The organism is Candidatus Paceibacterota bacterium (assembly GCA_026195275.1).
Classification (GTDB): Bacteria; Patescibacteriota; Minisyncoccia; order Phycocordibacterales; family JABMNX01; genus JABMNX01.
In genome coordinates this window covers 107,413-131,820 of record JAPHQU010000003.1, presented here as the reverse complement: position 1 = coordinate 131,820, position 24,408 = coordinate 107,413, and the positions used below count along the sequence as shown (strand labels likewise).

Here is a 24,408-nt window from a genome sequence, read left to right as displayed (position 1 = left end):
CCTGGGCGTGCTCTCATTAAATCTTGACGTCGGACGTCAAGATTTTTTGTTTCAGCTTCAACTTTTTCGGTGAAATCGGACCAGGCTCCGCCTAGCAACTTCCAACTTTTAACTTTATACTTGGTGCATATGGCATTCGAACTTCTACTTTTTATTGTTGGTTTTGCGATCCTTATCACGAGTGCGCGCATCCTCGTTAGTGGTGCTGTCTCGATTGCGCGCATCCTCAAGATCTCTTCATGGGTCATTGGAATCGTAATTGTTGGTCTTGGCACTTCGATTCCTGAACTTGCGGTAAGTATCTCATCTTCATTTGCGGGGAACAATATCGGCATTGGGGCGATCATTGGCGGGAACACCTTCAATCTGCTCGTCATTCTGGGATTGGTAGCGGCCTTCTCTCCCATCTTTATACGGCGGGAGTGGTATAAAGATATCTTCATTAATATTGGTGCGGTCTTTGCGTCCTCGCTAGTTGTGCTGTTGCCGATCCTGGGTGACCAAGATTTTGTGGGGATCACACGTCTCGAGGGTGTGCTGCTCTCTGTAATATTCGTGATCTGGTTCGTCTTTATGCTTAAACGCAAAGCAATTGAGGGTGACGAGGGAGACTATCAGGTGTTTGCAACATTTGCCTCAGTAGTGATGCTCTTTGTGGGGATGATTGGAGTTTTCGTTGGTGGTCAGTGGGTCGTCTCTGGAGCTGAGGCGATAGCTCATTTTCTCTCGGTGTCGCCGGTTATCATTGGGCTTACTGTGGTCGGTGTCGGCACCTCTCTTCCGGAGTTGACGGTCTCGCTTGTTGCACTAATGAAACGACAGAAAGGAATCGCGGTTGGTAATATTATCGGTTCAAATATATTCGGATTTCTTGGTATCTTGGGTATCACAGGGCTCATTAAACCAATTGCGGTCATTGAACACATCGCGCTCGATATCATCATTGCTGTCATCGTTGCGGTTGTTGTCGCAGTTCTCGCGCTCTTCACTGGCGAGCGCGGCGTGCTTTCTCGCAGAGAAGGAATCCTTCTTGTATTGAGTTATTTTGTATACCTCTTTCTTATTATGATGAATATATAGTATGGAAGAGACAAACAACATCCTTCTTATTGATAAACCAAGAGGCATCTCCTCATTTGACGTTATCAGACGACTCAGAAGGCGGCTCGGCGTGAAGAAGATGGGGCATGCAGGGACACTCGACCCGCTCGCAAGTGGTCTGATGCTGATTGGGGTTGGGGAGGCGACAAAGAAGCTCAACGATCTGATCGGGCTTCCTAAAACTTATGTTGCTGACGTGCTTGTTGGGGAGCGGCGAAGCACAGGAGACAGGGAAGGGGAGGTGATCGAGAGCAAGACGGTTGAATATCTAAAAGAAGAAGATGTGCAAAATGCTCTAAGAAGTATGGTTGGTGTGTTGCGGCTTCCAGTTCCTGTTTACTCAGCGGTAAAGATGGGTGGGAAGCGTCTCTACAAGGAGGCGCGCGCAGGTAGAGAGGTTACCCCGCCGCTTCGTGACATGGAGGTGTATTGCGCCGAGTTAGAGAAAATCGAGGTGAGTGCGGGAAGGGCGACTTTGCGCATCCTGTTTGACGTGGCAAGTGGTGTCTACATCCGCTCGCTTGCCGAAGAGCTTGGTCGTAAGCTCGGATACCCCGCGACTATCAACGACCTGCGCCGTACGAAAGTTGGCGAGTTTAATGTCGAGGATGCTGAGCGCCTCGAGTGAATGTCTCAAAAAATAAGCGACCTGCTTCCGCAGGTCGCTTCTATACTTTGAAAGAGAATTGTCCCCCTTTTTCTTCCACAATCGTTCCTACCACAGTTGGACGAGGGCGTTTTTGGGGAGGGGGTCCGGATCTTCGGTTTCGTGCTGCTTTTCTACCACCATGACTTCCGAAGAGTTTACCGACTGCTTTTTTGTATACGCTCCGGGTCTCCTCCTCGTGGATGTTGAGTGTGTTAAGCGCAAAACGAAGTGCTTCAGGGAAGGACATCTGAGTTTTGTTCTCTTCAACCTTCCTCACGAGTGAGTAGAGAAGCTCATGACTCAGCGTGAGTCCTGTCTCTTTCTCCACCGCTTTGCGAGCCTTAACCACCTCATCGTTAGTAAAGCCCATTGAGACCTCCGTGTTTCAGTTGTGTCTGTCTTTGATTCTATACACAACAAACAAAAAAGAAAAGCAGTCTCTGCTGACACCACATGGTGTTGCTCAGAAACTGCTTGCTTATCCGAAGCGACGCGAAAGAGATTTATATGCTTCCCGAGCCTCTTCAAGTTTTCTGTGAGCCCGCTGTGTGTTCGGGTGTTCTACGACCTCCCTCATCAGTATCTCCCGTGCGGATTCGGGAAGGTCCGTATCTACCACCTTCTTCGCAGCGTCCTCCGGTGTGTAGCCCATGGTTTCGATGAGCTTACATGCCTCTTCTAGAATGTGTTCGTCCATTGTCGGTCTCCCACAATGTTAATCTACTATAATTATACTACACAAAAATAAGTTTTGTCAACCTACGCGAGAATGCTTTCCACGACATCTTTGACGTCTTTGCCGTCTACTTTGCCCTTGAGCTCTGCCATGACCGCCCCCATAAGGATACCCATCTTTGATTTATCGCTGACCCCAAGTTCTTCTTTCTTAGCGCGGGCGACTTCCTCGATTGCGTCTTTGCTCATTGTCTCAGGGAGGTAGGCTTCAAGTATCTCGAGCTCAGCACGCTCAACATCCGCAAGATCAGCACGACCGCCTTTTTCAAATTGCTCGATAGAATCTTGTCGCTGCTTTACTGCGCGCTTAATAACCGCGAGTGCGTCGTCGTCAGAGATCTGCGCGTCCGGCTTCTGTTTTTTTGCGACAAGCTCGTTGGTGAACGCTGCAAGAAGTCCACGAAGAACTCGCAGACGGACCTCATCGCGCGCTTTCATTGCTACAGTCAATTCACTTCGGATATCTTGAGATAACATATGATTCTATTTTAACAGTTTGTGCCGCATATTCAATGATAGTTTTGATATACTGAAGAGGCAATGAAAAACAACTCGTCACACCAGTGGCACACACTCTCTGAAGAAGAGGTCCTACAGATACTCCAAACTGATCGCAACCAGGGCCTTTCGGCGGGAACAGTTTCTTCTCGCACTATCTCCTACGGGGAGAACAAACTGACCCAGGAGAAAGTGCGTGGAGTCTTTGGCTTGATGTTGAATCAGTTTGGGAACCCGTTGGTCTTTATCTTGCTTGTGGCGGGGCTCCTCACGCTCTTTTTGCGAGAGTATCTTGATGCGCTCGTCATCGTGGTGGCGCTTTTCATAAATGTTGCCGTGGGAACTCTTCAGGAGCGTCGTGCGTCGCAGGCATTCAACAAGCTCAACGCATCACAAAGCAAAGAAGCAACCGTGTTGCGTGACGGACGGCGCATGGTCGTCCCCGCAATCAGTATTGTTCCTGGGGACGTGGTGATTCTGGAAGGTGGCATGTCCGCTCCCGCTGACATGCGCCTGATACATGACCGGGACATGTATATGAACGAGGCGGCGCTTACGGGGGAATGGGTTTCTGTGCGAAAGGATGCCGGTCAAATCCACAAGGAAGCGACACCTCTTGCTGAGCGGGACAATATGGTGTGGATGGGAACACTCGTCGCTTCCGGTTATGGAACGGGGGTTGTGGTCAAGACTGGAGACGAGACCGAAGTTGGTGGTATTGCCTCAGGACTCCAGTTGGTTGAGGTTCGTCGTACGCCGCTACAGCAGAATGTCCGGTACATCGCTCGTTTCCTCTTGTATGTGATCCTTGGCGCGACAGCGCTCATCTTTCTCCTTGGGGTATTCCACGGAGAGACGATTGTCGACATGCTCCTGATCACAGTCGCGATTGCGATCGCCTCAATGCCTGAGGGGTTGCCGGCAGCGGTTACTGTTGTGCTTGCGGTCGGTATGGAATCAATCTTGAAGCGGGGTGGTCTGGTGCGTAATCTCCTTGCTGCCGAGACATTGGGTTCAACAACGATCATTCTTACCGACAAGACAGGGACGCTCACTGAGGCGAAGATGAGTGTGAGTGGTCTCTATACTCTTGAGGGGATGGACCACAAGAACACAGATTCGATTGGAGATAATTACACCCTCCTTAGGTCAGCCATATTGGCATCTGATGCATTTATCGAGCGACGTGAAGGGTCTGCCGGGGAAGAGGAGGAAGAGCAGATTATCATCCACGGTCGACCTGTAGAGAAAGCGCTCGTGTCTGCCGGAGTAGATGTGGGCATCTTGCAAGAGGGTATTTTCCGAGAATCGCCGCGACTTGATTTTTTGCAGTTTGAGTCACGGCGGCGTTTTGCGGCGTCTCTTCATAGCGGAGAAGGGAAGACGTCGAACGTCTTGTATGTAAGTGGCGCACCGGAGCCGCTCTTGGAGCGGTCAACACACCTGCTCTATGAAGGGAAGTCGCGTCGCCTCACTCCTGAGTCAAGAGAGCGGTTTATGCGCTGGCAGCAATCAATGAGTGCTGACGGGTATCGATTTATTGCGCTTGCTAAGCGAGATGTTGGGTTTGATGTGATTCCGACCAATGATCCGGATGAAGCGGTCTTACAGGGTCTTGTGTTTATTGGTCTGATCGCTTTTTCCGACCCGGTACGTGCCGACGTTGCCGAGTCAATCCGCGAAGTGCGTAGTGCTGGTGTGCGGGTGGTTATGGTAACGGGAGACAACGCAAAGACCGCGCGGCAAATTGCGCTTGAGACCGGGATAGCCGACGAGGAGAGCGGGGTACTTACCGGCAGTGACATTGAACGGCTTTCTGACGAAGAATTGTACGATGCGGTTATGCATACGCCGATCTTCGCGCGCGTACTCCCTGAACACAAGCTGCATATCACCCGCGTCCTCAAGGACCACGGTGAGGTGGTTGCGATGACCGGTGATGGGGTAAATGACGCACCAGCGCTTATGAGCGCGGATATCGGCATTGCGGTTGGAAGTGGCACTGAGGTGGCAAAGGCAGCGAGTGACATTGTATTGATCAATAATAGTTTTTCGATTATTACGGGTGCGATCAAAGAAGGGCGGCGGATTATTGATAATCTTAAGAAGATCGTTTCATACCTGCTCTCAACCGGGTTTAGTGAGATTATTGTAATCGGAAGTGCGCTCGCTGTTGGTGCACCGCTTCCATTTTTGCCAGGGCAGATCCTTTGGGCAAATATTGTCGAGGAAGGCTTCATGAGTTTTGCGTTTGCGTTTGAGGGTGCTGAGCGAGGTGTTATGCGTCGCGATCCACGCGATAATCTTTCGAAACGAATCCTTACCACTCGGGTAAAAGAGTTGATCGCCATCATTGCAGTTGTTACCAGTGTCTTCTTGGTCGCGCTCTACTTCTTCTTGCTCTCGCTTAACCTTCCTATTGATGAGGTGCGCACCTTCATGTTTATTGCATTGTCACTTGATTCGATATTCTTTGCCTTCTCGTTCAAGAACCTGCATTATCCGATCTGGAAGATACGTCTCTTTAGCAATACGTACCTCTTTCGTGCGCTTATCGTAAGTACCGTACTCCTCGTTGGTGCGGCAACGCTGCCACCGCTTCAGAAGCTCCTCTCGCTCGTTCCGCTATCACTTTTTGAGTGGATAGCTCTTGTGGGAGTCGGCCTGTTCAACCTTCTTGTTATTGAAACCACCAAATATTTCTTGTTTGAGCGGCGCAAGAGAGGGTGATAGAATGAGCACATGATCGACTTCACCGCTCTCGCATTTCTCATTTTCATCGTTGTAATATTCAATGCCTTTATCTTGTGGTTCATTTTAAAAGGTAAAAAAAATGACGGGGCGGGCGAGCGCGAGGGTATCCTCCTTATGCAACGCGAGCTCCAGGAGCTTCGCAATACTATGGACCGCAAGCTCGGTGAAGGCACCGAGACCATGCGTGAGTCGGTGAAGACCCAATTCACCGAGAGTCAGCGGTTGATGCGCGATATCAATAAAGAAGTCAGTGAGCGGCTTATGAGTGTTGTGAAAGGAGTGACTGAGGTCTCAGAATCCTCCAAACAAGTCTTCACTGTTGCCGAGCAACTTCAGAACCTCGAGAAGGTGCTCAAAAACCAGAAACAGCGCGGCAACCTCGGCGAAGCATCGCTTCAGCTCGCGCTTGAGAATATTCTGCCTGCAACCGCGTATAAGACACAGTACCAATTCCCGGGAGGGGAGACCGTGGATGCGGTCATTGAGACGAAAGATGGACTTATTCCGATTGATGCGAAGTTCTCACTCGACAATTATCGCCGGCTTGCGGATGAGACTGATGATGTGCAACGTGAGGTGCTTGAGAGAGAATTTAAGAATGATCTTAAGAAGCGAATTGACGAGACTGCGAAATATATTCGCCCTAAAGACGGCACACTCCCGTTTGCGTTCATGTACATACCTGCTGAGGCAATCTACTACGATCTTTTGGTTAACGAGGTCGGTTCAGTTAAGGTAAATACCCGCTCGCTCATCGACTATGCATACAAAGACAAGAACGTAATCATCGTCTCGCCGACAACATTTGCGGCGTACCTCCAGTCGGTACTTTACGGTTTCCGTGCGTTCAAGGTAGAGGAGTCCGCAAAACAGATTGGTAAGCAGGTGGAAGACCTCTCACGACACCTCAAGGCGTATGATGAGTACTTCAAGAAGCTTGGCAATTCACTGGGGACAACCGTGAACCACTACAACAGCGCACAGAAGGAGCTGGGTAAGATCGACAAGGACGTACTCCGCATCACCGGCTCGGATGTTGGCATCGAAGCGCTTGGGGTAGGGAGGCCGGAGAAGGAGGATTAGTCTCCACTACGCACTCTTGGCCCCTTTGGCACCTACAAAAAACGCCAACCTCAGGTTGGCGTTTTTTATGGCTGAGGAGCGCCACATTCAGAGAAACGCCAGGTGTGCCTGGCGTTTTTGTTTTTGACGTCGACGTTAAGATTTGAGATGCAGATTGGTGGTGCAAAGGGCTCCGGTGGTATCGGGAAGTGTTGCTTTTTTGGCGGTTTTTGGGTATTATAGCCACCACTATGACAGCTGAGAAAGTAACAGAAAAAGAGACAAAGCGAGCGCCAAAGAAGGACGCAAAGGAGGCTGAAAAGAAAGCAGCTCCAGCCAAGCAGGCGCCCGTGAAAAACACTCCAGATACTGGGGAATTCGCGGTGATTGAGACCGGCGGCAAGCAGTATGTGGTCTCTGTTGGTGATGTTCTCACTATTGAAAAGCTTCCCGCAGAGCACAAAGAAGGGGACAAGATTGTATTTGAGAACGTGCTCTTGGTAGACAATGGTAAAGACATGACGACTGTCGGTACTCCTTATATCGATGGGGCGAAGGTTACCGCGTCATTTGTTGAAGAGGGGAAAGCAAAGAAGATCAACGTCATCAAGTTCAAATCAAAGAGCCGATACATGAGAAAGTACGGACACCGTCAACCATACGCAAAAGTACGCATTGACGCGCTTAAGTAATAGAGAAAGAAAAAACCGCCCCGAGGGGCGGTTTTTTAATAATAAGGAGTAATTGTTTAGAAATCTATCAGGAAATTGATACTCTGAAGGTCAAAATGTCCTCTTGTCACCTCATGGACGGATCCACAAACTTGTACTTCTTGCTTAAAGATGTTTTGGTATTTCACTTCAAATCGGCAACCGTCTGGATTACCCGCTAGTATATAAATGTCGGTTCCATAGCCTGGAGCAAGAAACTCATCAGTCTTTGATTCTTCTCGAGTAAGCTTGCCACCAAAAATCCTAACACTAACATGCTGGGCTATACCCCTGTCATGATTGTTGTTTATTCTAACTCTTACATTTTCATTTTCTCCATTCCTCTCCCTCCTGAAAGTTGGGATTAATATCGGGGTATTTGCCAGGCGAATAACTTGTCTGTTTTGAAGCCAAGCAGCTACGGCCACCACGGCAGATATAATGGCCGCAGCAACTAGGATTGTCTGAATTATTAATAGTTCATTCATTTGTAATTGATTTTACTATAACATAGAGCAGGAGGCTTCAATGTTTTTCTAAGCACGATTCTTGAGTGCGCTTTTGATGGTCTCGCTATCTGAGTATTCAAGCTCAGAACCGGTGGAGAGGCCGCGTCCAAGAGTCGAGAGTCTTATCTTGTGCTGCTGAAGCAGGGGAGTGAGCAGTCTCCGCACGTGATTCACGGTGTTCTCTCCTTCGGCATTTACTGAGAACGCGAGAATAATCTCTTTAAGTCCCTCTCCGGTGCGTTCCTTCACCACCTCAAGGAGTTCCTTCTCTCGAATTGAGCGCTCAGGTGTCTTGTCGAGTATCGGGACGGTGCCACCAATTACAAAGTAGCGGCCGGTGTAGCTGCCGGTTCGTTCTATATTGTCGAGGTCAACATCCTTCTCAACGAGCATGAGGGATGATGCATCGCGACTTGAGTCGGCACACACCGTGCATAATTCGCCCTGACCCGAGTGAAAACGCATACACGAGGGGCAGACTTTCGTTTCTTCTTTGAGTGTTCGTATTAATTCAACGAGCTCATTGCGATAACTCTGCGGGGAGGCGAGTAGAAAATAGACAAAACGGCCGGCCTGGCGCGGACCAATCCCCGGAAAGCGTGTAAAAAGCTGGGTTAGTTTGTGAATAGTATTCATAGAGACTGCGTCTAGAAATCGTCCGTGTTTGTTGATGATTCTGCACCATGGAAGTCGCTCTTATCGATTGAGAGGAAAGTCGATCGTCTGTCATCGAAGTAGAGCTCAACACTGCCGACAGGACCATTTCGATGCTTCTCAACAAGGATCTCGGCAATGTTTGGGCGGTCTGAATTCTCATTCATCCGGTCATCGCGGTGGATGAACATGACCACGTCGGCGTCCTGCTCAATCGACCCGGAGTCGCGGAGATCGGAGAGACGAGGCTTACCACGGCGTTGTTCAACTGCACGCGAGAGCTGAGAGAGTGCAATAACCGGCACATCAAGCTCGCGTGCCATTCCTTTAAGTGCGCGTGAGATTTCGGTTACTTGCTGAACCATAGAGTCTGAGTTGCGCGAGTTGGTCGGCATAATGAGCTGGAGATAGTCGATAATGACGAGCCCGAGCCCTTTTTCATGCTTGAGGCGGCGTGCGATTGCGCGCATCTGAAGAACGTTGCTTGAAGACTTATCATCGATATAAATCGGCGCCTGCGAGAGGGTGCCGAGTGCTTCTTGGATCTTGTCGAACTCTTCATCAGTGGAGAGTTTTCCGGTGCGGAGCTTCCAGGCATTGACGTGTGACTCAGCCGCGAGCATGCGGTCAACGAGCTGCTGTGAGCTCATCTCAAGTGAGAAGATACCCACCGGCACCTTGTGGTGGACCGCCGCTTGTCGGGCGATATCAAGAGCGAGTGAGGTTTTCCCCATTGACGGACGCGCGGCGAGGATGACGAGGTCTGATTTCTGGAATCCGGCGAGAAGATCATCGAGCGCTCGGAAACCACTCCTGACACCTCGTATCTCATCTTTCGACCGGTGGAGGTGTTCAAGGCGCTCCCATGCTTCGGCAAGGGTATCCTTGATCTCGACGAATTTCTGGAGTGTGGGGGAGTTAGTTACCTCAAGGATCTTTGATTGTGCGCTATCGAGTACGTATTCAATATCGTTACTTTCTTCATAGCCAAGTTCGCTAATATGGTCTGCTGCGCCAATAAGGTTACGCATCATTGCCTTCTTCTGCACTATGTCCGCATAGTGTTTGATGTTTGCTGCAGACGGCACGAAATTGACCAGCTCACTGAGGTAGGAGCCACCGCCAACTGAATCGAGCTGTTTCTTTTCTTTTAATTTACTTGAGAGAGAGAGGATGTCGATTGGCTCATTCTTCTCGAGAAGCTCATTCATGTTTGTGTAGATGATGCGGTGCTTCTCACTGTAAAATGCTTCCGGGCGTACCAAATCTACGATCTCATGCATCGCCTCAGGCTTCAGCATGATTGATCCAAGGAGTGCCTTTTCAGCATCAATGTCTTGTGGGGGGAGTCTGAGTTCTTTTGCCATTAGGATTATCTTATCACACACAAAAAAACGCAGGATATTGCTATCCTGCGCTTTATGTGACTTACCTGGGGATTGTGTTCTACCATCCGTAGATAGGCCCCTCCAAGAGACCTTTGTATACGAAGAAAATACCCAGCATAATGAACAGAATCGCCACCAGAACCCCCCCCCACCAGATCAACTGTCCGAGGAAGAGATAGGCAAAGGGCCATATCAGGAAAGGTATCCCCAGTGCGATTAGCGGGCCGCTTTCCATGCCCGCATAGACGACGACACGCCCATAGTAACGGTGCCTCATCAGATGGGCCGGGATTCCAAAAAAGACTAGCGTAAAGAAGATATGTCCCCACACGTTAAGTGCCGGAACAATGAGAGAGGTGGTCAACCCCAATCCGACCGACATGACCAATATAATAAGGGTCCAAGCTAAGGCGTGGAGCCTGTCAGTTTTTAACCTGTCAGTTCTTAAGGACATTGCATCCTCCTTTAATCCTCCAATGGGTCTGGGAAGATAGTAACCTATGCAGAACGTTTTGTCAGCTCAGGTCCTTTTTCCGTGTCGGAGACATCGTATCCTTTCTCTGCGATCTCTTTACGGAGTGTATCTGCAGCGCTCCAGTCTTTCTTCTCGCGGGCTTCTTCGCGTTCCTTTATCAGCTCTTGAACTTCTTCGGGCGCTTTCTTGACCTCTATCTTCTTGGTTTCGCCAGCGAGCATATTCTTCATTTGTTTGTACGATTCAATGAGACCAATACCCAAGACACGGTTCATATCAAGCATGGTTATGCGTTTGTCTTTTTTATCTACAGTGTCATCATCCACGAGCTCCCAAAGGATCGCAATCGCTTTTGGGGTATTGAGGTCATCATTGATTGCTTCACGAAAGCGCGCGCTATATTTTTGGTTAATGGTGCCGTTTCGCGCACCGAGATCAAGGAATTGCTTATGGAGCTTCACAAGGGCGGTGTACGCACCCTCAATCGCATCCCAGGTGAAATTCATCTCTGAACGGTAGTGCGCGGTCAAAAGCCAGTAGCGAAACGCAAAAGGTGCGAATCCACGATCAATGACGTGGCGGAGGTAGTAGGTGTTGCCGAGTGATTTAGAGATCTTTTTACCATCGACGGTGAGGAATGCCGAGTGGAGCCAATAGTTCACGAATCTCTTGCCGGTAATCGCTTCGGTCTGCGCAATCTCGTTGTTGTGGTGGATCGCGATGTGGTCGATGCCGCCTGTGTGGATATCGAAGTGTTTGCCGAGGTACTGAGTCGACATGGCGGAACATTCAATGTGCCAGCCCGGGAAGCCTACGCCCCACGGCGACTCCCATCCTAGGGGTTTCCCAGAGGGGGTGGTGTCCTTCCCGAACTTCCAAAGCGCGAAGTCCTGTTGGCGGTGCTTACCTTCTTTTTTACCGATGCGAGAAATTGTCTCGCTCTCTTCTTTGCTAATGCCGCCAAGTGCGCCGTACGCAGCAAATTTTTCTGTATCGAAATATACGCCATCCTTAAGGGTATATGTGTAGCCTTTCTCTTCGAGAGTCTTGATAAAGGCGATCTGTCCCTCCACATGCTCACTTGCGCGAGGATAAGCAGATGGTGTTTTTATGTTGAGTTCTTTAAGGTCATCCTTGAACGCGCGCATGTAGATGCTCCCAACTTTTTTCATGTTGGTGAGCGTCGCCGGAAGATCTTCACGCGCGAGGGCAAGCATCATCTTATCGTCGCCCGCGTCTTCGTCTGAAGTAAGATGTCCAACGTCGGTAATATTGATAACATGCTTCACTTTGTAGTCGTTGTACTCAAGCACCCTTCGCAGTACGTCTGAGAACACGTACGTGCGTAAATTGCCAATGTGTGCGTAGTCGTAGACAGTTGGCCCACAGCTATACATCCCGACCTCGTGAGGGCGGATCGGCTTGAAGACCTCTTTTTCTTTTGAGAGAGTGTTATAAAGAAAAAGTGGCGCAGACTTTTTTTTCGGCGTGTCGGCGTGTGTATCTTTCTTGAAGTTGAGAAATGAGAAAAGTGAAAAAGACATACTGGGATTTACAGCCAACGGTTTCGTTTAAAGAATACAAACATGAAGAAAGTGGCAACGCCCATGATGCTGAGCACTATCCAGAAGTCGTGCGGTCCTCCAACTATGGGGATGTACGCAGTATTCATACCAAAAATAGATGCAATGAGCGAGAGCGGGAAGGTGACGAATGCCATAATCGTGAGAACCTTCATAACCTCGTTTTGTTTCGTGGAGAGAAGTGAATTGTTTGTCTCTCGGAGCTCGTGTAAGGTATCAAGGTTTACCGAGACTTGATTCTTTATGCGGTAATATTCACCCATGATTGAGTTGATGTGCTTGCCGAAGGATTCTCCGAAGAATACTTTCCCCGCATCAGAGAATGAACTGAGAACTTCATGGTGCGGATTGAGCGCTTGCTTAAGGTTAAGCAGGTCACGACTCACGTTTGAAAGTGCGACCACCATTTCTTTTTCTTTCCCTTCAAAGATATCCTCCTCGATGATTTCAAGCGAGTCCGTAATGTACTCAAGTTCATGCTCGATAGACTTATAGAGTTTACGGAGCATATAAAAGAAGAGGTAGCCGGCGTGCTCTCCAATATCGCTTCGATCAAGGACTGAATTTACCTCAAAGACCTTTGAGAATTTGTGTAGTGGGTCAATGCTGTCATAGCGTGTGGTGATGATGAAATCTTTTCCAATGATAAAATCGACCTCTTGGTTGGGGTCGCCGGTGTGTGTATGGCGAAAGGCAGGGAAGTGGAGGATGAGGTAGATAAAATTGGGATATACCTCGACTCGCGGTTTGAGTGTTGGGAGGAGAAGCTCTTCGGCAATCAGTGGATCTACCTTGTAGGTTTCCATGAGTTCGCGCACCTCATCTGAAGTAGGGGACTCAACGTCGACCCAGGTGAGATGTTTGTGCTTATAGACTGATATCATGTATGTATTGTATACCACTCATGCGTGTTCTTACAACGACACCATACACAGACAATGCACCGGACACGCGACACTCCTGTGATGGAGGAGGTCACGAGGAGGCGAGAGACCCTGTGATTGATTTTGGGGGATGATTTTGCGATAATGAGAGCACTACATCTTATATTAGTGCCTCGGCTCGGAAATGAGAAAGCAAAGCTTTCTCATTTCGCTCACTCTGCGTTGCTAATAATCCAACTTGTACTGCTATGAAATCTATCCAAGGATACAACCGCACCACCCTCATCTCCTCAACGCTTTTCCTTGTTGTCGGCGCCTTTGGTTTTGGTGTGTACGTTGGTGAAGATCTGTGGCGATCCGGTGTCGCCTCTGTTGTCTCACCAGGATCCGCGGAACAGCCTGCTGATGTTGATTTTACTCCGGTGTGGCGTGCCTGGAATGTTCTTGAAGAGAAGTATGTTTCAGCATCGAGCACTGACATGGCGAGCGACCAAGACCGAGTATGGGGTATGATTCAGGGGCTCGCAAGTTCACTCGGTGATCCCCACACAGTCTTTTTCCCACCGGCTGACGCGGAGATATTTGAGGCAGACATCAGTGGCAACTTCGAGGGGGTGGGTATGGAGATTGCGGTGCGCGATGGTGTGCTTACTGTTGTTGCGCCACTTAAAAATACACCAGCATATCGCGCAGGCATCAAAAGTGAAGATCGGATCATTGAGATAGATGGCAAAGACACGCACGCACTTTCTGTGGAGCAGGCAGTAAAGCTTATCCGTGGTGAACGCGGAACTGAGGTGGTCTTCACCATAGCGCGAGACGGAGAGCCTGGACCTCTCTTTATACCGGTTGTCCGTGATGTGATACAGATCCCCACTATCAGCACTGACCCAGGAGACGGTGCGGGGCTTCGCGACGATGGAGTCTTCGTGATACAGCTTTACAACTTCTCGGCGGTGTCACAATATCTTTTCCGTGACGCACTTCGGGAATTTATTCTCTCTGGTTCGGACAAGCTGGTGCTTGATCTGCGTGGCAACCCGGGTGGTTATCTTGAAATAGCGGTAGATATGGCGAGCTGGTTTTTGCCGGTGGGCAAAGTAGTGGTTGAGGAGAATTTCGGACCGAATGAGAAACCAACCGTTTACCGCTCGCGCGGATACGATGTATTCAACGACAACCTAAAGATGGTTATCCTCGTTAACGGAGGTTCAGCATCGGCGTCCGAAATCCTCGCTGGTGCCCTTCGGGAACACGGTGTCGCGACACTGATTGGCGAGCAGACGTTCGGCAAAGGTTCAGTTCAGGAATTGGTGAGTATCACTGACGACACCACTCTTAAGGTCACGGTTGCGCGTTGGCTTACACCGAATGGCAATTCGATCTCTGATGAGGGTCTTGAGCCGGACCTTGTGGTTGAGCTCACCGCAAAGGACGTTGAATCCGGTGTGGACCGACAGACTGAAGAGGCTGCTGAATTCTTACTCTCTCTATAAACGTATATCAAATATTATGAAAATTATCTTACTCAGAGATGTGAAAGGGACCGGAAAGAAGTATGAGGTGAAAGAGGCTTCTGACGGGTATGCAATGAACTTCTTAATTCCTAATCAACTTGCAGAGCGTGCAACACCACAACGTATAAAGGAGATTGAGCAACAGAAGAAAGATGAGTCTGCAGAAGAGCAGATTCAGGCGGACCTCCTTGAGAAGGAGCTTAAGGAACTCAAGTCGCTTGAGCTTGAGATTCCTGTTAAGGCAAATGAAAAGGGATATCTTTTCAAAGGCTTAACCGAGAAAGACATACTTAAAGAACTAGAGAAGCAGACAAACATTACGCTGCCAGAGGGGTCAATCGACCTTAATCGACCAATCAAGGAAGCGGGGAAGCATGTCATCAGCGTATCTATCGGCAACCAATCAGCAAAATTCAAACTTGTCGTCACTGCAGTAGAATAGATCTTCTGGAAGAAAAACAAAAACCACCCGATATGTATCGGGTGGTTTTATTTTGAGATGAGATTTATTTACACGACATCAACTGCCTTTTTCACAAGCTTCTTTCCGTCGAAGCGGATTTTGCGTTGATTGCGGAACTTCACCACACCCTCTTTGAGTGCAAAGAGAGTGTGATCCTTGCCGAGTCCGACATTCTTGCCGGGAAGGATCTTGGTGCCGCGCTGGCGCACGATAACAGAGCCGATCTTTGCCATCGCGCCATCGTAGAGTTTTGTTCCAAGATATTTTGGATTTGAGTCGCGCAGGTTTTTTGCTGTACCACCCGCTTTTCTATGTGCCATACTTCTTTGCTTGCTATACTTATTTAGTATGGAGAGTATACGAGAAATGCTCGTAAAAATCAAGGGTTTCTTCATGTTTCCACCGGCAGATCTGGTAATCGTGGCTATTGTGATCCTTGTAGGCTCAGCCGGCTTTGGACTTGGGCGACTCTCAGCACTTGAGGTCGAGAAAGTCCCGGTTTTTATAGTGGATCCTGAAATACAGAGTGCTTCAGTTACTGATGGGGTGGGGGAGGCGAAAAGTGTCCTAATCACCGGGTCTGAGGCGGTGGTTGGGTCAAAAAACAGCGATAAGTACCACTTTCCGTGGTGTTCCGGTGCGCAGCGCATTGCTGAGGTGAATAAGGTCACTTTTCCCTCGGCCGCTGCTGCTCGGGCCGCAGGGTATATTCCCGCGTCTAACTGTGAAGGGTTGGAATAGATGATAAACTATCTCTATGATCATTCTCGATATTGAAGCGTCAGGAACTGAGTATCACAAACATTCGATTATCTCAATCGGAGCACTCGATTTCAATAATCCCACCAACCAGTTCTATGACGAGTGTCGTATCTGGGATGGTGCGCACATCATGGATGGAGCCCTTGAGGTTAGTGGTTTCAGTGAAGCGGAAGTCACCGATTCGAGCAAGAAGACCGAAGCTGAGATTGTACGAGCGTTCCTCGCGTGGGTGGGGGACACTGACGATCGGACACTCGCGGGGCAGAACCCGTCATTTGACCGCGACTTCATTAAGGCGGGAGCTGAGCGCGCGAAGCTCGATTGGCCGCTCGCGTACCGTACACTCGACACGCACACACTCTGTTATATGCACATGGTGCGCCGCGGGCTTACCCCGCCAACGGAGAAGCATCGCTCGGCACTCGATCTTGATACGATTGCACAGTATGTCGGGGTCCCTGGGCGGGCTGGGGCACATAACGCCCTCGAGGATGCACTTTTGCATGCGGAGGTCGCCTCACGTCTGCTTTACGACAAGAAGCTCCTCCCACAGTTTGAGAGTTTCGATATTCCGTGGCTCAACGGGTGATACACAGTAGAATATGAGGTACAATAGGATGAAATTAGCATAAGAACTATGGATGGAAAAAAGATAAAACGAGAAGGGGAAGAGGAGCTAAAGATCTGCGCAATCAATCGACTGAAATACCCGCGCAACGGAGAAGAAGAGTCTATCGCTGAGCGAGTCGGAAGGATCGCTATCGAATTCACTGAAGGACTAAAGATACTTGAAAAGTATGACCTAGCAGCAACTTTCTTCGGGTCTTCTCGTAGCCTACCAGACAGTGAAGAGTACCAGTTAGCGACAGAACTTTCCGGTCGGCTTTCACGTTCGGGGTTCGCAATCATCACCGGTGGCGCAGCCGGCATCATGGAAGCTGCCAACAAAGGGGCTTATGACGCAGGCGGGCACTCGGTTGGTATGAATATCTCTCTCCCGCAGGAACAGTCAGCAAACCACTACACCACTGAAGCAAAGGATTTCCATTATTTCTTTTCACGAAAAGTAATGCTTACATTTGCGTCAGAAATATACATCTATTTTCCCGGTGGTTTTGGTACACTTGATGAATTCTTTGAGATCGTCACATTGGTGCAGACACGAAAGATCGAGCCGATCCCGATTATTCTCTTTGGTAAAGAGTATTGGACGCCATTAGTGACTTTGCTTAAGGAAGAGCTCTTGGAGAAACACCAGACCATATCTCCGGGTGACATGAACCTCTTTACCATTGTTGATTCGGTGGATGAGGCGTATGAGGCTATCATGGACAAGGTGTGTGTATAACAGAAGAGACACCTTATAGGGTCGTAGATATAATTGAGCATACAACATGTCTTCTCGAGCAAAAAAGTGGTATCAAGATAAACAATCGTTGGCACTAATTTCTGGTGTCGCCAGTACGGCGATAACGCTCATGAACTTCATAAGAGGGCTTATATAAGCCACGCGGTGGTCAGTGGTTGACGCGAACCCCGATCTATTGTGGAGTATTGACAAAAGGTATAAATATGTTAGAATTTAAGAAATTCGGCACCGCCGAGTTTTTTGTTTTATATGACGCCTTTGTCGTGTAAGACAAGTTACCAGACCAAAAAAATCTATGATTATTACACTTTTGGCAATTATGATCACCGCAGTCACAAGCCCTTCCTCTGCGGAAGCGGTTCAGGCAGGGGAGATAGCGTCACTTAAGAAGTCTTCAGCATATGTTGAGCAGTACGTTCGCGTATACTTCTCAGATATTCCGGAGATGGCGGAAGTTGCGCAATGTGAGTCTCGTTTTCGTCAGTATGACGAAGACGGGAACACTCTCCGCGGTGAGGAAAACCGGCGCGATGTCGGGGTGATGCAAATCAACGAGCAGTACCATCTACATGATGCGCTCGAGATGGGCATTGACCTCTACACACTGGAGGGTAATCTTGAATATGCACGACACCTTTATGAGACCATGGGGCTTAAGCCTTGGAAGTACTCAAAGAAATGTTGGGGCACTCAGACGCTCGCACTCGCCCGATAAAAAGAAATACAAAACCGCCCCGAGAGGGGCGGTTTTGTATTTGTCTTGTGGAAAGGGGATTACTTCTCAATTGAGAGTTTGCCGGAGCCAAAGCGCATCATATAAAGGAGCGTCGCGACAATACCCATATTCTTGGTGAAGATGATCTGCTGCATCTGGTCGGTGAAGTCTCCATGAAAGACGAATGAGACAATTACGGTAAACACGGCAAGCGCCACTGCGCCCCAGAAAATCCGATACCCGAGGAGCACCGAGAGTCCGGCGAGGACCTCAACCGCAATTGCAATGGCAACAGCCACGCCGGGTGAGGGGAGACCGGCTGAACCGGCAAAGGCGACTACTGCAGTAAAGTTCGTAACTTTGTCCATTCCAGACATAACAAACATACCGCCGACGAGTACACGTGCAACAAGTGGTGCCCAAGGGACTAGTGTAGTTAATACTTTCATGCCATTTATTAATAGGGGGGTAATATCTTTAGTGTAGGCAATTTATTACAAGGGGAGAAGAGCAGAGATCCTTTATCTGTGGATATATTTAAATTACCTAAGTGTCGCACAATATATCTTTTGCGCTCTAATAAACTACTATAAAAGTACATCTGATAAGGAATAAGAAAAAACTCCGCATCAACAGAGTCCTTACAGCTTTATATAGGTTTATATAGGATTTTTCTTTTTATTGACTTTCCTTACATCCGCGATTTGCTTCCTGAAGATTGCATTCTCGATTCACACCTGTTGTGGGATTTTTCTTTCTACCTGTTGACTCCCCTGTCCCATTAGTGTTTAGTTGTTCTAGAAGTGCTTTTGACCTAGAGGAGGCCGGTGTTATGGCTGAAAAAGAGAAAATATCGAGTGTCACGGAAGAACAACCCATAGACCCAACGTGGCTTCTTCTCCAGATGCTTGCTGCCTTGGAGGGCGATATGAAGGAAGAGGCTCTGGTGGAGCGGCACTATAAATTCATTCCCGCCTCGCAATTCTATGCGGATCTGACAGACTCTGATGCGTCCGTAAAGCTCCCTGATGTAAGAGTGTTGACCAGCTTTACGGTGACTCCGCTCTCAGAAGAAGAGAAGACTGAGCCGCGGACTTTTCACTTCCCCAGTCCTGTGTTCATGGATGGTAACTAAACAAAAGAGATGACCTCTCTCTACCCCACCCCAGTAATTCTGTGGGTGGGTTTTCTTTTTACAAACAAAACACCCCGCTGATGCGGGGTGTTTTGAGTGAATGGTAGTGGAGATTACATCTGCTGACCACCCGTATTCATGTCTGATCCGCCTCCCATGAATTTTGAGACGATCATCCATACTCCTGAGAGTCCTACGAGGATGTAGATGACTTTTGCAATGGTTCCGTCCATGCCACCAACCCATGATCCAACATCAGCTCCGGTAAGAGCGAAGAGGAGCCAGTTGAGTGCGCCAATGACGACGAGAAGCCACGCAGCTTTATTGAGCATATCCATATAGCTATATGTACTTTGTAGAAACGTATAAATACGACCTATACTAATTCTCCCATCCAGGGTGTTGAAGCACAACAAAGTATTCCACAGGTCAAACCCTAGAGATATGAAAGCGGATTAAGATACGCGTCATGTGGCGCAACTGGTATGCGTGCATCACTACAGTTGGTGATTTTCTTCACGTCTCCGAGGCGTACTACTTGGACACCCTGACTCGCAAAGACACTAAAGTGGAGGTGTGGGCCGGTTGAGTAACCGGTGTTTCCGCTAAAGCCAATCACTTCTCCAGTTCCGACTCCTTTTCCCGCACGCACGGAGATGTGTGAGAGGTGTGCGTAGAGTGTCGAGAGTCCGTTGTTGTGTTTAATAAGGACCCATTTTCCATATGAATAACAACCGCGTTGTAGGTCGGTGTCTCCGGTTTCAACGACAGTACCGGCGAGTGCTGCTTGTACCTTGGTTCCGGTTGAGGCGCGGAAGTCGACACCGCTGTGTCCTCCTCCGTTGTAGACTTGTGGGTTCTTTGATGCAAATGGCGTGTTGCCAAAGTACTGGGTAATACAATAGATATTGCCAAGGTAACCTTCATACGAAGGACACTTTGACATATATGATTCACTAAACGGCCAGCGAAGCACCCCAGCGCCGATTGGTGGGATGCTACTCGGGTCGATAATGACGCGCAGCTGTGACTCGATATCGCGGAGTTCGCTCTCAAATTTCTCGCGAGCTTCTATTTTCTCATTGAGAAGCGCTTGGTACTCGGACTCTTTTTGTGCGGTTCTCTTAAACTTTACGCTTGTCTCAGAGAGCGTGCCTTCGAGTACCACTCTTTGTCCTGAGAGTTCGGTATTGTAATTCGTCAGCTCAGCCTTTTTTCGCTCAGACGCTTTCTTCGTTGTCTCAAGCTCCGTCTTAAGCCTAATGAGTTCCCGCACCTCGGCAGCGATCCTGGTTTGGAACTGTTGGATGGTCTCAAGATCATCCCAGAATTCGTTAAGAGTATCGTGTCCGAGTACCGCTTCAATCATCGACTGTGACTCAAGTTCATTGATGTGACGAAGAGAACGCGCGACCGCCTCTGCCCCGTTCTCGATTCTGCTGTGTTTGTCGACAATCTCGCCTCCCAACTCCTCGATCTGGAGTGTGGTTGAGTAGATGCGGTTCTGCGTGATCTGTATATTGGTGAGAAGCTTCTTGCGGGACACGCGGAGTTCATCAACAGCTTTTTGAAGTGTTTGTTTCTCTCCGCCAATCTCGGAAAGCTGTGCTTCATACTTGGCGATCTCGGCTTCAAGCTCAGCGATCTTCGTGTTGTAATCAGTGATTTGCCCCTTAAGCTCATCCACACTTTGTGCGGACACGAACGAAGCACCAACACCAAAGGATGCCAGCATGAGTATCGCAAGCAGGGTTTGTGTAATATTAAAGTCTATTTTCATACGCGTCTCGCAAGCGCTTACTTGTCTCATCCTTCCCGAGTATCTCAGAGAGCTCAAATGGGTCGGGAGATTTATCTTTTCCTGAGAGCGCGACACGCATCGGCCAGAGCACTGACCCCCTCCCCTGCTCTCCCGCAAAATCCCAAACAGCTTCCTTTACTGAGCTAGCGGTGAATGTGTTTTCTGGAACCACATCAATACGCTCAAGCACACCGCTGAGGTTCCCAGTACTCTTCTCTATTGGGTCATCTTTCCAAGAGAGTTTTGCTTCCATCTTGGGGGTGTCAAAAAAGTAATCAAACTCCCCTGCTTCAGCGAGCTCGGTGAGTTCACTGAGAGACTCAACACGTTCAATGAACACCTTGCTCGCTTTATCTAAGCGTTCTTTTGAGTATTGTGGCAGTTCCTTCACACGCTTCGGGAGAGCGCTCTCGATTAGCGAGAGAAGTTTTTCGTGCGGCAACCCCCTGACGTGTTCTTTGTTGAACCAGTTAAGTTTTTGGGTATCAAATATAGCACCACCTTTCTGCACCTGTTCAAGTGAGAAGTCACACACAAGCTCGTCGAGCGTGTAGACCTCTTTCTCGGTTCCCGGATTCCAGCCAAGGAGCGCAAGGTAGTTCACAAGCGCTTCGGGGAGGTAGCCTAATTTGCGGTATTCGGTGATAGAGGTTGCTCCCTTCCGTTTAGAGAGTTTTGAGCGATCTGAGGCCAAAATGAGTGGAATATGGGCATATTTTGGTTGCTTGATGCCCAGAGCGCGCTGGATAAGGATCTGTCGTGGGGTGTTTGAGACATGGTCTTCTCCGCGGATCACGTCGGTCACTCCCATTTCAAAGTCGTCAACAACAACCGCAAGATGATAGAGCGGCTCGGTGAGTGACTTCGCAATGACAAAATCCCCTAGCTCGGCAGTATTGAACGTTATCTCCCCGCGGATCTGGTCGGTAAAAGTAACGTCTTCACCGGGGTTCTTGAGCCGCACCACTTCGACTGTCTCCCCCGGCTTTGTTTTACTTTCTTCTTTAGAGATATACGCATGACCACTCCTGATGAGTTTTTTAAGATATTTCGTGTAAATATCGGTCCGTTCAGACTGGCGATAGAGCGCGTCCCATGAAAGTCCGAGCCATTCCATGCCATCAAGGATATCTTTCTCGTATTCGGGCTTACTGCGTTCTCGGTCAGTGTCTTCAATGCGCACGATAAACTCACCTCCATATTTTTTAGCAACAAGATAATTAAAGAGTGCTGAGCGTGCCGTTCCCACATGGAAAAGCCCAGTCGGACTTGGTGCGATGCGCGTGACCATTTTTTTAGATGAAAATAGTTTCTTTAGAAAAAACATAACAGTTCTAGTTTTCGTGCTCAATACCGATGTTGACCAACTTCTTCGCGATAACATTGGCGGCGTCTGATCGCGCGAATCCTTCAGCAGCCTTCCCCATCTTCTCCATTTCATCAGGATTATCGAAGAGTCGGATTATCTCGCTTGAGAGCAGATGTGGCGTGAGATTGTTTTGCTCAATCACGATGGCGGCACCGGAGCGCGCATATGAGAACGCGTTCGTGCTTTGGTCACGTGAGATGTCTCGTGGTATCGGGATAATGATACTTGGTTTGTGCGCTGCTGCGGTTTCGAAAATTCCACCTGAACCGGCGCGAGATATAACAAGGTCTGCAGCGCCGTAGGCCATGCGGAGCGCGAGCGTGTTTAAGAGACCAAAGGTGTGGTAGCGCCTCTTCTGTTGAGGGTCAGCTAGGAGCACCGATGCACGACGCTCCACACTCTCAAGATTCTTCTCACCGGTCTGATGGATTACTTGGAAGCGCGGCAGAAGCTCGGCGAGCGCGTCGATGACCGTGTCATTTATCGCTTGTGCACCTTGCGAGCCACCGAGAATGAGAATAACCGGAACACTTGGTTCGAGATTAAGATACTCAAAGGCACCCTCCTTCTCTGGGCGGAAAAGATCCTCTCTGATTGGGTTACCGGTGAGCGCCACGCGCTCGTCGCCGAACTCTTTTGCGACACCGGGGTATGAGATGGCGATACTGTCTGCGAATTTTGCCGCCCAGGCATTTGCCCGCCCCATCACTGCGTCTGACTCGTGTACCACCACCGGGATGCGCAGGAGGCGTGCCGCAAATACCGTTGGGAAACTCGCATACCCTCCCTTGCTGAAGACGACATCCGGATAGATAACAAAAAGCTGTATAAGCGCGAGAAAGGCACCCCAGAGCGTCTTTGCCATATCGATATAATTCCAGATCGACGGGTATGTGCGCATCTTGCCGGCGCTACTGTAGCGGTGTTCGATGTCGAGTTCAAAAAGCGCTCGTGCGTCAAACGGTTCTGGTCCGAAGTAGTACATCTTTGGGGGCAAGAGTTTCTGCTCAGCTGCGATCGAGCGCACCTTCTCAGCCACTGCGATGATTGGGTAGAAATGTCCGCCGGTTCCTCCTCCTGTAAAGACAATACGCATAGATTAATGTTTTTGATACTTAGAGATATTCAAGACAATACCGACCGATGCAAGAGCGAATAGAAGCGCAGTGCCACCATGACTGATAAAGAGCAGTGGCAAACCGGTCAGCGGGAAAACGCCAAGCATGGAACCGATATTGATAAAAGACTGCGATACAATCAGTATAACAATACCCACAACCAAGAGTCCACTGAAATAGTCTGGTGCTCGGGAAGCAATCTTGAGTCCCCGGAAGCAAAATGCAAGGAAGAGGAATATAAGCACCAGCGCCCCGAGGAAGCCGAATTCTTCCGCCGCTACCGCGAAGATTGAGTCCCCTATCGGCTCAGGAAGATAGTTGAACTTTTGGATGCTTTGTCCGAAGCCGCGCCCGAAGATGCCACCGGAGCCAATTGCAATGAGTGACTGATTGAGCTGGTAGCCCGACTCTTGTAGGTGCTTTTCAGGACTGATGTATGACTCAACACGGTCGCGTAGGTATGGACGCTGATACACAAGCGCTCCGAGCGCGAGTACTGCTATAACAAAAAGAATAAGGAGATCACGAATCTTTCCTCCTGCGACGATGTACATCGCCGTGGCGGCTGACGCGATTACCAGCACTGTCCCGGTGTCCGGTTGCAGGAGTAAGATCAGACTCGGCACGCCGAGAATGAGCGCAAACGGAATGAGCCCGTGGCGGTACTCATGAAGCCTTTGTCGTGCTCCGGCGAGGTATGCGGCGAGGTAGATAACAAATCCGAGTTTGAGGATCTCAGCGGGTTGGAATGAAAACTTGAATACTTCAACCCAGCGCTTTGCGCCATGGAGCTCAAGCCCGAGCCCGGGTATAAACACAAGGAGGGTCGCAAGTATCGAGAGACCGAATATATACGGTGCGTACATCTTCCACATGCGAAAACGTATCTTTGAAGTGAGGAGGAGCGCCGCGGTGCCCAATATCATACCAAAGAATATCTGGTTGAACGCTATAGAAGAAAAGCGTGGCCCTTCACGCGCGAGGAGCCCGAGCGAAGCCGAGGTAAAAATAAAGAAACCGACCACCGCGAGTATCACAGTGATAAGCAAAAGCGGCCGATCCATAGTCTTCATGTGTATCAGTATACCAAATCAACGCCTCATACGTATGAGGCGTTTACCCAAACAGAGCTCATAATAGCCGGAAGAAACACCTCA

The 24,408-nt window shown here is 49.2% G+C and carries 28 protein-coding genes; 12 read left to right on the top strand and 16 right to left on the bottom strand.

The window, feature by feature from the left end; all coding sequences use genetic code 11:
- Positions 1-129 precede the first annotated feature (129 nt).
- The gene (locus OQJ98_02305; protein MCW9054791.1) at positions 130-1,080 is read left to right on the top strand and encodes a calcium/sodium antiporter; all 951 of its coding nucleotides are present in this window, start codon (positions 130-132) and stop codon (positions 1,078-1,080) included.
- A gap of 1 nt (position 1,081) precedes the next feature.
- A complete protein-coding gene (gene truB, locus OQJ98_02300; GenBank protein ID MCW9054790.1) occupies positions 1,082-1,729 on the top strand; it encodes a tRNA pseudouridine(55) synthase TruB in 648 nt (215 codons plus the stop codon).
- Positions 1,730-1,769: 40 nt separating this feature from the next.
- Here the strand turns inward: truB and OQJ98_02295 are convergent, their stop codons facing one another.
- The 3 genes from OQJ98_02295 to OQJ98_02285 form a co-directional block, all read right to left on the bottom strand.
- A complete protein-coding gene (locus tag OQJ98_02295) occupies positions 1,770-2,120 on the bottom strand; it encodes a hypothetical protein (GenBank protein MCW9054789.1) in 351 nt (116 codons plus the stop codon).
- A gap of 108 nt (positions 2,121-2,228) precedes the next feature.
- The gene (locus OQJ98_02290) at positions 2,229-2,447 is read right to left on the bottom strand and encodes a hypothetical protein (protein MCW9054788.1); all 219 of its coding nucleotides are present in this window, start codon (positions 2,445-2,447) and stop codon (positions 2,229-2,231) included.
- 62 nt (positions 2,448-2,509) lie between these two features.
- Positions 2,510-2,962, bottom strand: coding sequence for a GatB/YqeY domain-containing protein (locus OQJ98_02285; GenBank protein MCW9054787.1), 453 nt, complete (start codon positions 2,960-2,962; stop codon positions 2,510-2,512).
- Between the two features lie 63 nt (positions 2,963-3,025).
- Here OQJ98_02285 and OQJ98_02280 point away from each other — a divergent pair, with 63 nt between their 5' ends.
- From OQJ98_02280 to rplU, 3 genes are all read left to right on the top strand, one after another.
- Positions 3,026-5,713, top strand: coding sequence for an HAD-IC family P-type ATPase (locus OQJ98_02280; GenBank protein MCW9054786.1), 2,688 nt, complete (start codon positions 3,026-3,028; stop codon positions 5,711-5,713).
- 12 nt (positions 5,714-5,725) lie between these two features.
- A complete protein-coding gene (locus OQJ98_02275; protein MCW9054785.1) occupies positions 5,726-6,820 on the top strand; it encodes a DNA recombination protein RmuC in 1,095 nt (364 codons plus the stop codon).
- 329 nt (positions 6,821-7,149) lie between these two features.
- Positions 7,150-7,491, top strand: a complete 342-nt coding sequence (gene rplU, locus OQJ98_02270; GenBank protein MCW9054784.1) for a 50S ribosomal protein L21 — start codon at positions 7,150-7,152, stop codon at positions 7,489-7,491.
- A gap of 56 nt (positions 7,492-7,547) precedes the next feature.
- On the opposite strand, the gene OQJ98_02265 is transcribed toward rplU, so the two are convergent.
- The 6 genes from OQJ98_02265 to OQJ98_02240 all read right to left on the bottom strand — a co-directional run bounded on the left by OQJ98_02265 (position 7,548) and on the right by OQJ98_02240 (position 13,002).
- Complete coding sequence (locus OQJ98_02265) at positions 7,548-7,997, bottom strand: hypothetical protein (protein MCW9054783.1); 450 nt, start codon at positions 7,995-7,997, stop codon at positions 7,548-7,550.
- A 48-nt stretch (positions 7,998-8,045) separates the two neighbouring features.
- Complete coding sequence (locus tag OQJ98_02260; GenBank protein ID MCW9054782.1) at positions 8,046-8,654, bottom strand: toprim domain-containing protein; 609 nt, start codon at positions 8,652-8,654, stop codon at positions 8,046-8,048.
- Positions 8,655-8,665: 11 nt separating this feature from the next.
- Positions 8,666-10,039, bottom strand: coding sequence for a replicative DNA helicase (gene dnaB, locus OQJ98_02255; protein ID MCW9054781.1), 1,374 nt, complete (start codon positions 10,037-10,039; stop codon positions 8,666-8,668).
- Positions 10,040-10,118: 79 nt separating this feature from the next.
- Positions 10,119-10,442: a hypothetical protein gene (locus tag OQJ98_02250; GenBank protein MCW9054780.1), complete on the bottom strand. Its 324-nt coding sequence runs from the start codon at positions 10,440-10,442 to the stop codon at positions 10,119-10,121.
- Between the two features lie 116 nt (positions 10,443-10,558).
- Positions 10,559-12,079 (bottom strand): cysteine--tRNA ligase, encoded by a 1,521-nt coding sequence (cysS, locus tag OQJ98_02245; GenBank protein ID MCW9054779.1) that lies wholly within the window; start codon positions 12,077-12,079, stop codon positions 10,559-10,561.
- 8 nt (positions 12,080-12,087) lie between these two features.
- Positions 12,088-13,002, bottom strand: a complete 915-nt coding sequence (locus OQJ98_02240; GenBank protein ID MCW9054778.1) for a magnesium transporter CorA family protein — start codon at positions 13,000-13,002, stop codon at positions 12,088-12,090.
- Positions 13,003-13,250: 248 nt separating this feature from the next.
- Here OQJ98_02240 and OQJ98_02235 point away from each other — a divergent pair, with 248 nt between their 5' ends.
- Positions 13,251-14,498: a S41 family peptidase gene (locus OQJ98_02235; GenBank protein MCW9054777.1), complete on the top strand. Its 1,248-nt coding sequence runs from the start codon at positions 13,251-13,253 to the stop codon at positions 14,496-14,498.
- A 16-nt stretch (positions 14,499-14,514) separates the two neighbouring features.
- Entirely contained in the window at positions 14,515-14,961 is a 447-nt protein-coding gene (rplI, locus tag OQJ98_02230; protein ID MCW9054776.1) for a 50S ribosomal protein L9, read from the top strand.
- A gap of 68 nt (positions 14,962-15,029) precedes the next feature.
- On the opposite strand, the gene rpmA is transcribed toward rplI, so the two are convergent.
- Positions 15,030-15,302, bottom strand: coding sequence for a 50S ribosomal protein L27 (rpmA, locus tag OQJ98_02225; protein MCW9054775.1), 273 nt, complete (start codon positions 15,300-15,302; stop codon positions 15,030-15,032).
- Positions 15,303-15,330: 28 nt separating this feature from the next.
- On the opposite strand from rpmA, the gene OQJ98_02220 reads away from it, so the two are divergent.
- The 4 genes from OQJ98_02220 (at position 15,331) to OQJ98_02205 (ending at position 17,828) form a co-directional block, all read left to right on the top strand.
- Complete coding sequence (locus OQJ98_02220) at positions 15,331-15,723, top strand: hypothetical protein (GenBank protein MCW9054774.1); 393 nt, start codon at positions 15,331-15,333, stop codon at positions 15,721-15,723.
- A 16-nt stretch (positions 15,724-15,739) separates the two neighbouring features.
- Entirely contained in the window at positions 15,740-16,333 is a 594-nt protein-coding gene (locus tag OQJ98_02215; protein ID MCW9054773.1) for an exonuclease domain-containing protein, read from the top strand.
- A 48-nt stretch (positions 16,334-16,381) separates the two neighbouring features.
- A complete protein-coding gene (locus tag OQJ98_02210; protein ID MCW9054772.1) occupies positions 16,382-17,092 on the top strand; it encodes a TIGR00730 family Rossman fold protein in 711 nt (236 codons plus the stop codon).
- 316 nt (positions 17,093-17,408) lie between these two features.
- Positions 17,409-17,828 carry a hypothetical protein gene (locus OQJ98_02205; protein MCW9054771.1) on the top strand — a complete coding sequence of 140 codons (420 nt, stop codon included), beginning with the start codon at positions 17,409-17,411 and terminating at the stop codon, positions 17,826-17,828.
- Between the two features lie 59 nt (positions 17,829-17,887).
- Here OQJ98_02205 and OQJ98_02200 read toward each other — a convergent pair whose 3' ends face one another.
- Positions 17,888-18,277, bottom strand: coding sequence for a DoxX family protein (locus OQJ98_02200; GenBank protein ID MCW9054770.1), 390 nt, complete (start codon positions 18,275-18,277; stop codon positions 17,888-17,890).
- 383 nt (positions 18,278-18,660) lie between these two features.
- Between OQJ98_02200 and OQJ98_02195 the strand changes: the two genes are divergently transcribed.
- Complete coding sequence (locus OQJ98_02195; GenBank protein MCW9054769.1) at positions 18,661-18,963, top strand: hypothetical protein; 303 nt, start codon at positions 18,661-18,663, stop codon at positions 18,961-18,963.
- 113 nt (positions 18,964-19,076) lie between these two features.
- Here the strand turns inward: OQJ98_02195 and OQJ98_02190 are convergent, their stop codons facing one another.
- The 5 genes from OQJ98_02190 to OQJ98_02170 form a co-directional block, all read right to left on the bottom strand.
- The gene (locus OQJ98_02190) at positions 19,077-19,295 is read right to left on the bottom strand and encodes a DUF378 domain-containing protein (protein ID MCW9054768.1); all 219 of its coding nucleotides are present in this window, start codon (positions 19,293-19,295) and stop codon (positions 19,077-19,079) included.
- A 104-nt stretch (positions 19,296-19,399) separates the two neighbouring features.
- Positions 19,400-20,773, bottom strand: coding sequence for a peptidoglycan DD-metalloendopeptidase family protein (locus OQJ98_02185; protein MCW9054767.1), 1,374 nt, complete (start codon positions 20,771-20,773; stop codon positions 19,400-19,402).
- Positions 20,727-22,091 (bottom strand): glutamate--tRNA ligase, encoded by a 1,365-nt coding sequence (gene gltX, locus OQJ98_02180; protein ID MCW9054766.1) that lies wholly within the window; start codon positions 22,089-22,091, stop codon positions 20,727-20,729. Before gltX ends, OQJ98_02185 begins: the two co-directional genes overlap by 47 nt.
- A 7-nt stretch (positions 22,092-22,098) precedes the next feature.
- Positions 22,099-23,229 (bottom strand): UDP-N-acetylglucosamine--N-acetylmuramyl-(pentapeptide) pyrophosphoryl-undecaprenol N-acetylglucosamine transferase, encoded by a 1,131-nt coding sequence (locus OQJ98_02175; GenBank protein ID MCW9054765.1) that lies wholly within the window; start codon positions 23,227-23,229, stop codon positions 22,099-22,101.
- Between the two features lie 3 nt (positions 23,230-23,232).
- Complete coding sequence (locus OQJ98_02170) at positions 23,233-24,324, bottom strand: putative lipid II flippase FtsW (protein ID MCW9054764.1); 1,092 nt, start codon at positions 24,322-24,324, stop codon at positions 23,233-23,235.
- Positions 24,325-24,408: the final 84 nt, after the last annotated feature.

What these genes read in the sequence shown, in the direction of transcription:
- OQJ98_02305 (MCW9054791.1), top strand. Translation starts at nt 130, where the DNA reads ATGGCATTCGAACTTCTACTTTTTATTGTTGGTTTTGCGATCCTTATC.
- truB (MCW9054790.1), top strand. Translation starts at nt 1,082, where the DNA reads ATGGAAGAGACAAACAACATCCTTCTTATTGATAAACCAAGAGGCATC.
- OQJ98_02295 (MCW9054789.1), bottom strand. Translation starts at nt 2,120, where the DNA reads ATGGGCTTTACTAACGATGAGGTGGTTAAGGCTCGCAAAGCGGTGGAG.
- OQJ98_02290 (MCW9054788.1), bottom strand. Translation starts at nt 2,447, where the DNA reads ATGGACGAACACATTCTAGAAGAGGCATGTAAGCTCATCGAAACCATG.
- OQJ98_02285 (MCW9054787.1), bottom strand. Translation starts at nt 2,962, where the DNA reads ATGTTATCTCAAGATATCCGAAGTGAATTGACTGTAGCAATGAAAGCG.
- OQJ98_02280 (MCW9054786.1), top strand. Translation starts at nt 3,026, where the DNA reads ATGAAAAACAACTCGTCACACCAGTGGCACACACTCTCTGAAGAAGAG.
- OQJ98_02275 (MCW9054785.1), top strand. Translation starts at nt 5,726, where the DNA reads ATGATCGACTTCACCGCTCTCGCATTTCTCATTTTCATCGTTGTAATA.
- OQJ98_02265 (MCW9054783.1), bottom strand. Translation starts at nt 7,997, where the DNA reads ATGAATGAACTATTAATAATTCAGACAATCCTAGTTGCTGCGGCCATT.
- OQJ98_02260 (MCW9054782.1), bottom strand. Translation starts at nt 8,654, where the DNA reads ATGAATACTATTCACAAACTAACCCAGCTTTTTACACGCTTTCCGGGG.
- dnaB (MCW9054781.1), bottom strand. Translation starts at nt 10,039, where the DNA reads ATGGCAAAAGAACTCAGACTCCCCCCACAAGACATTGATGCTGAAAAG.
- OQJ98_02250 (MCW9054780.1), bottom strand. Translation starts at nt 10,442, where the DNA reads ATGTCGGTCGGATTGGGGTTGACCACCTCTCTCATTGTTCCGGCACTT.
- cysS (MCW9054779.1), bottom strand. Translation starts at nt 12,079, where the DNA reads ATGTCTTTTTCACTTTTCTCATTTCTCAACTTCAAGAAAGATACACAC.
- OQJ98_02240 (MCW9054778.1), bottom strand. Translation starts at nt 13,002, where the DNA reads ATGATATCAGTCTATAAGCACAAACATCTCACCTGGGTCGACGTTGAG.
- OQJ98_02235 (MCW9054777.1), top strand. Translation starts at nt 13,251, where the DNA reads ATGAAATCTATCCAAGGATACAACCGCACCACCCTCATCTCCTCAACG.
- rplI (MCW9054776.1), top strand. Translation starts at nt 14,515, where the DNA reads ATGAAAATTATCTTACTCAGAGATGTGAAAGGGACCGGAAAGAAGTAT.
- rpmA (MCW9054775.1), bottom strand. Translation starts at nt 15,302, where the DNA reads ATGGCACATAGAAAAGCGGGTGGTACAGCAAAAAACCTGCGCGACTCA.
- OQJ98_02220 (MCW9054774.1), top strand. Translation starts at nt 15,331, where the DNA reads ATGGAGAGTATACGAGAAATGCTCGTAAAAATCAAGGGTTTCTTCATG.
- OQJ98_02215 (MCW9054773.1), top strand. Translation starts at nt 15,740, where the DNA reads ATGATCATTCTCGATATTGAAGCGTCAGGAACTGAGTATCACAAACAT.
- OQJ98_02210 (MCW9054772.1), top strand. Translation starts at nt 16,382, where the DNA reads ATGGATGGAAAAAAGATAAAACGAGAAGGGGAAGAGGAGCTAAAGATC.
- OQJ98_02205 (MCW9054771.1), top strand. Translation starts at nt 17,409, where the DNA reads ATGATTATTACACTTTTGGCAATTATGATCACCGCAGTCACAAGCCCT.
- OQJ98_02200 (MCW9054770.1), bottom strand. Translation starts at nt 18,277, where the DNA reads ATGAAAGTATTAACTACACTAGTCCCTTGGGCACCACTTGTTGCACGT.
- OQJ98_02195 (MCW9054769.1), top strand. Translation starts at nt 18,661, where the DNA reads ATGGCTGAAAAAGAGAAAATATCGAGTGTCACGGAAGAACAACCCATA.
- OQJ98_02190 (MCW9054768.1), bottom strand. Translation starts at nt 19,295, where the DNA reads ATGCTCAATAAAGCTGCGTGGCTTCTCGTCGTCATTGGCGCACTCAAC.
- OQJ98_02185 (MCW9054767.1), bottom strand. Translation starts at nt 20,773, where the DNA reads ATGAGACAAGTAAGCGCTTGCGAGACGCGTATGAAAATAGACTTTAAT.
- gltX (MCW9054766.1), bottom strand. Translation starts at nt 22,091, where the DNA reads ATGTTTTTTCTAAAGAAACTATTTTCATCTAAAAAAATGGTCACGCGC.
- OQJ98_02175 (MCW9054765.1), bottom strand. Translation starts at nt 23,229, where the DNA reads ATGCGTATTGTCTTTACAGGAGGAGGAACCGGCGGACATTTCTACCCA.
- OQJ98_02170 (MCW9054764.1), bottom strand. Translation starts at nt 24,324, where the DNA reads ATGAAGACTATGGATCGGCCGCTTTTGCTTATCACTGTGATACTCGCG.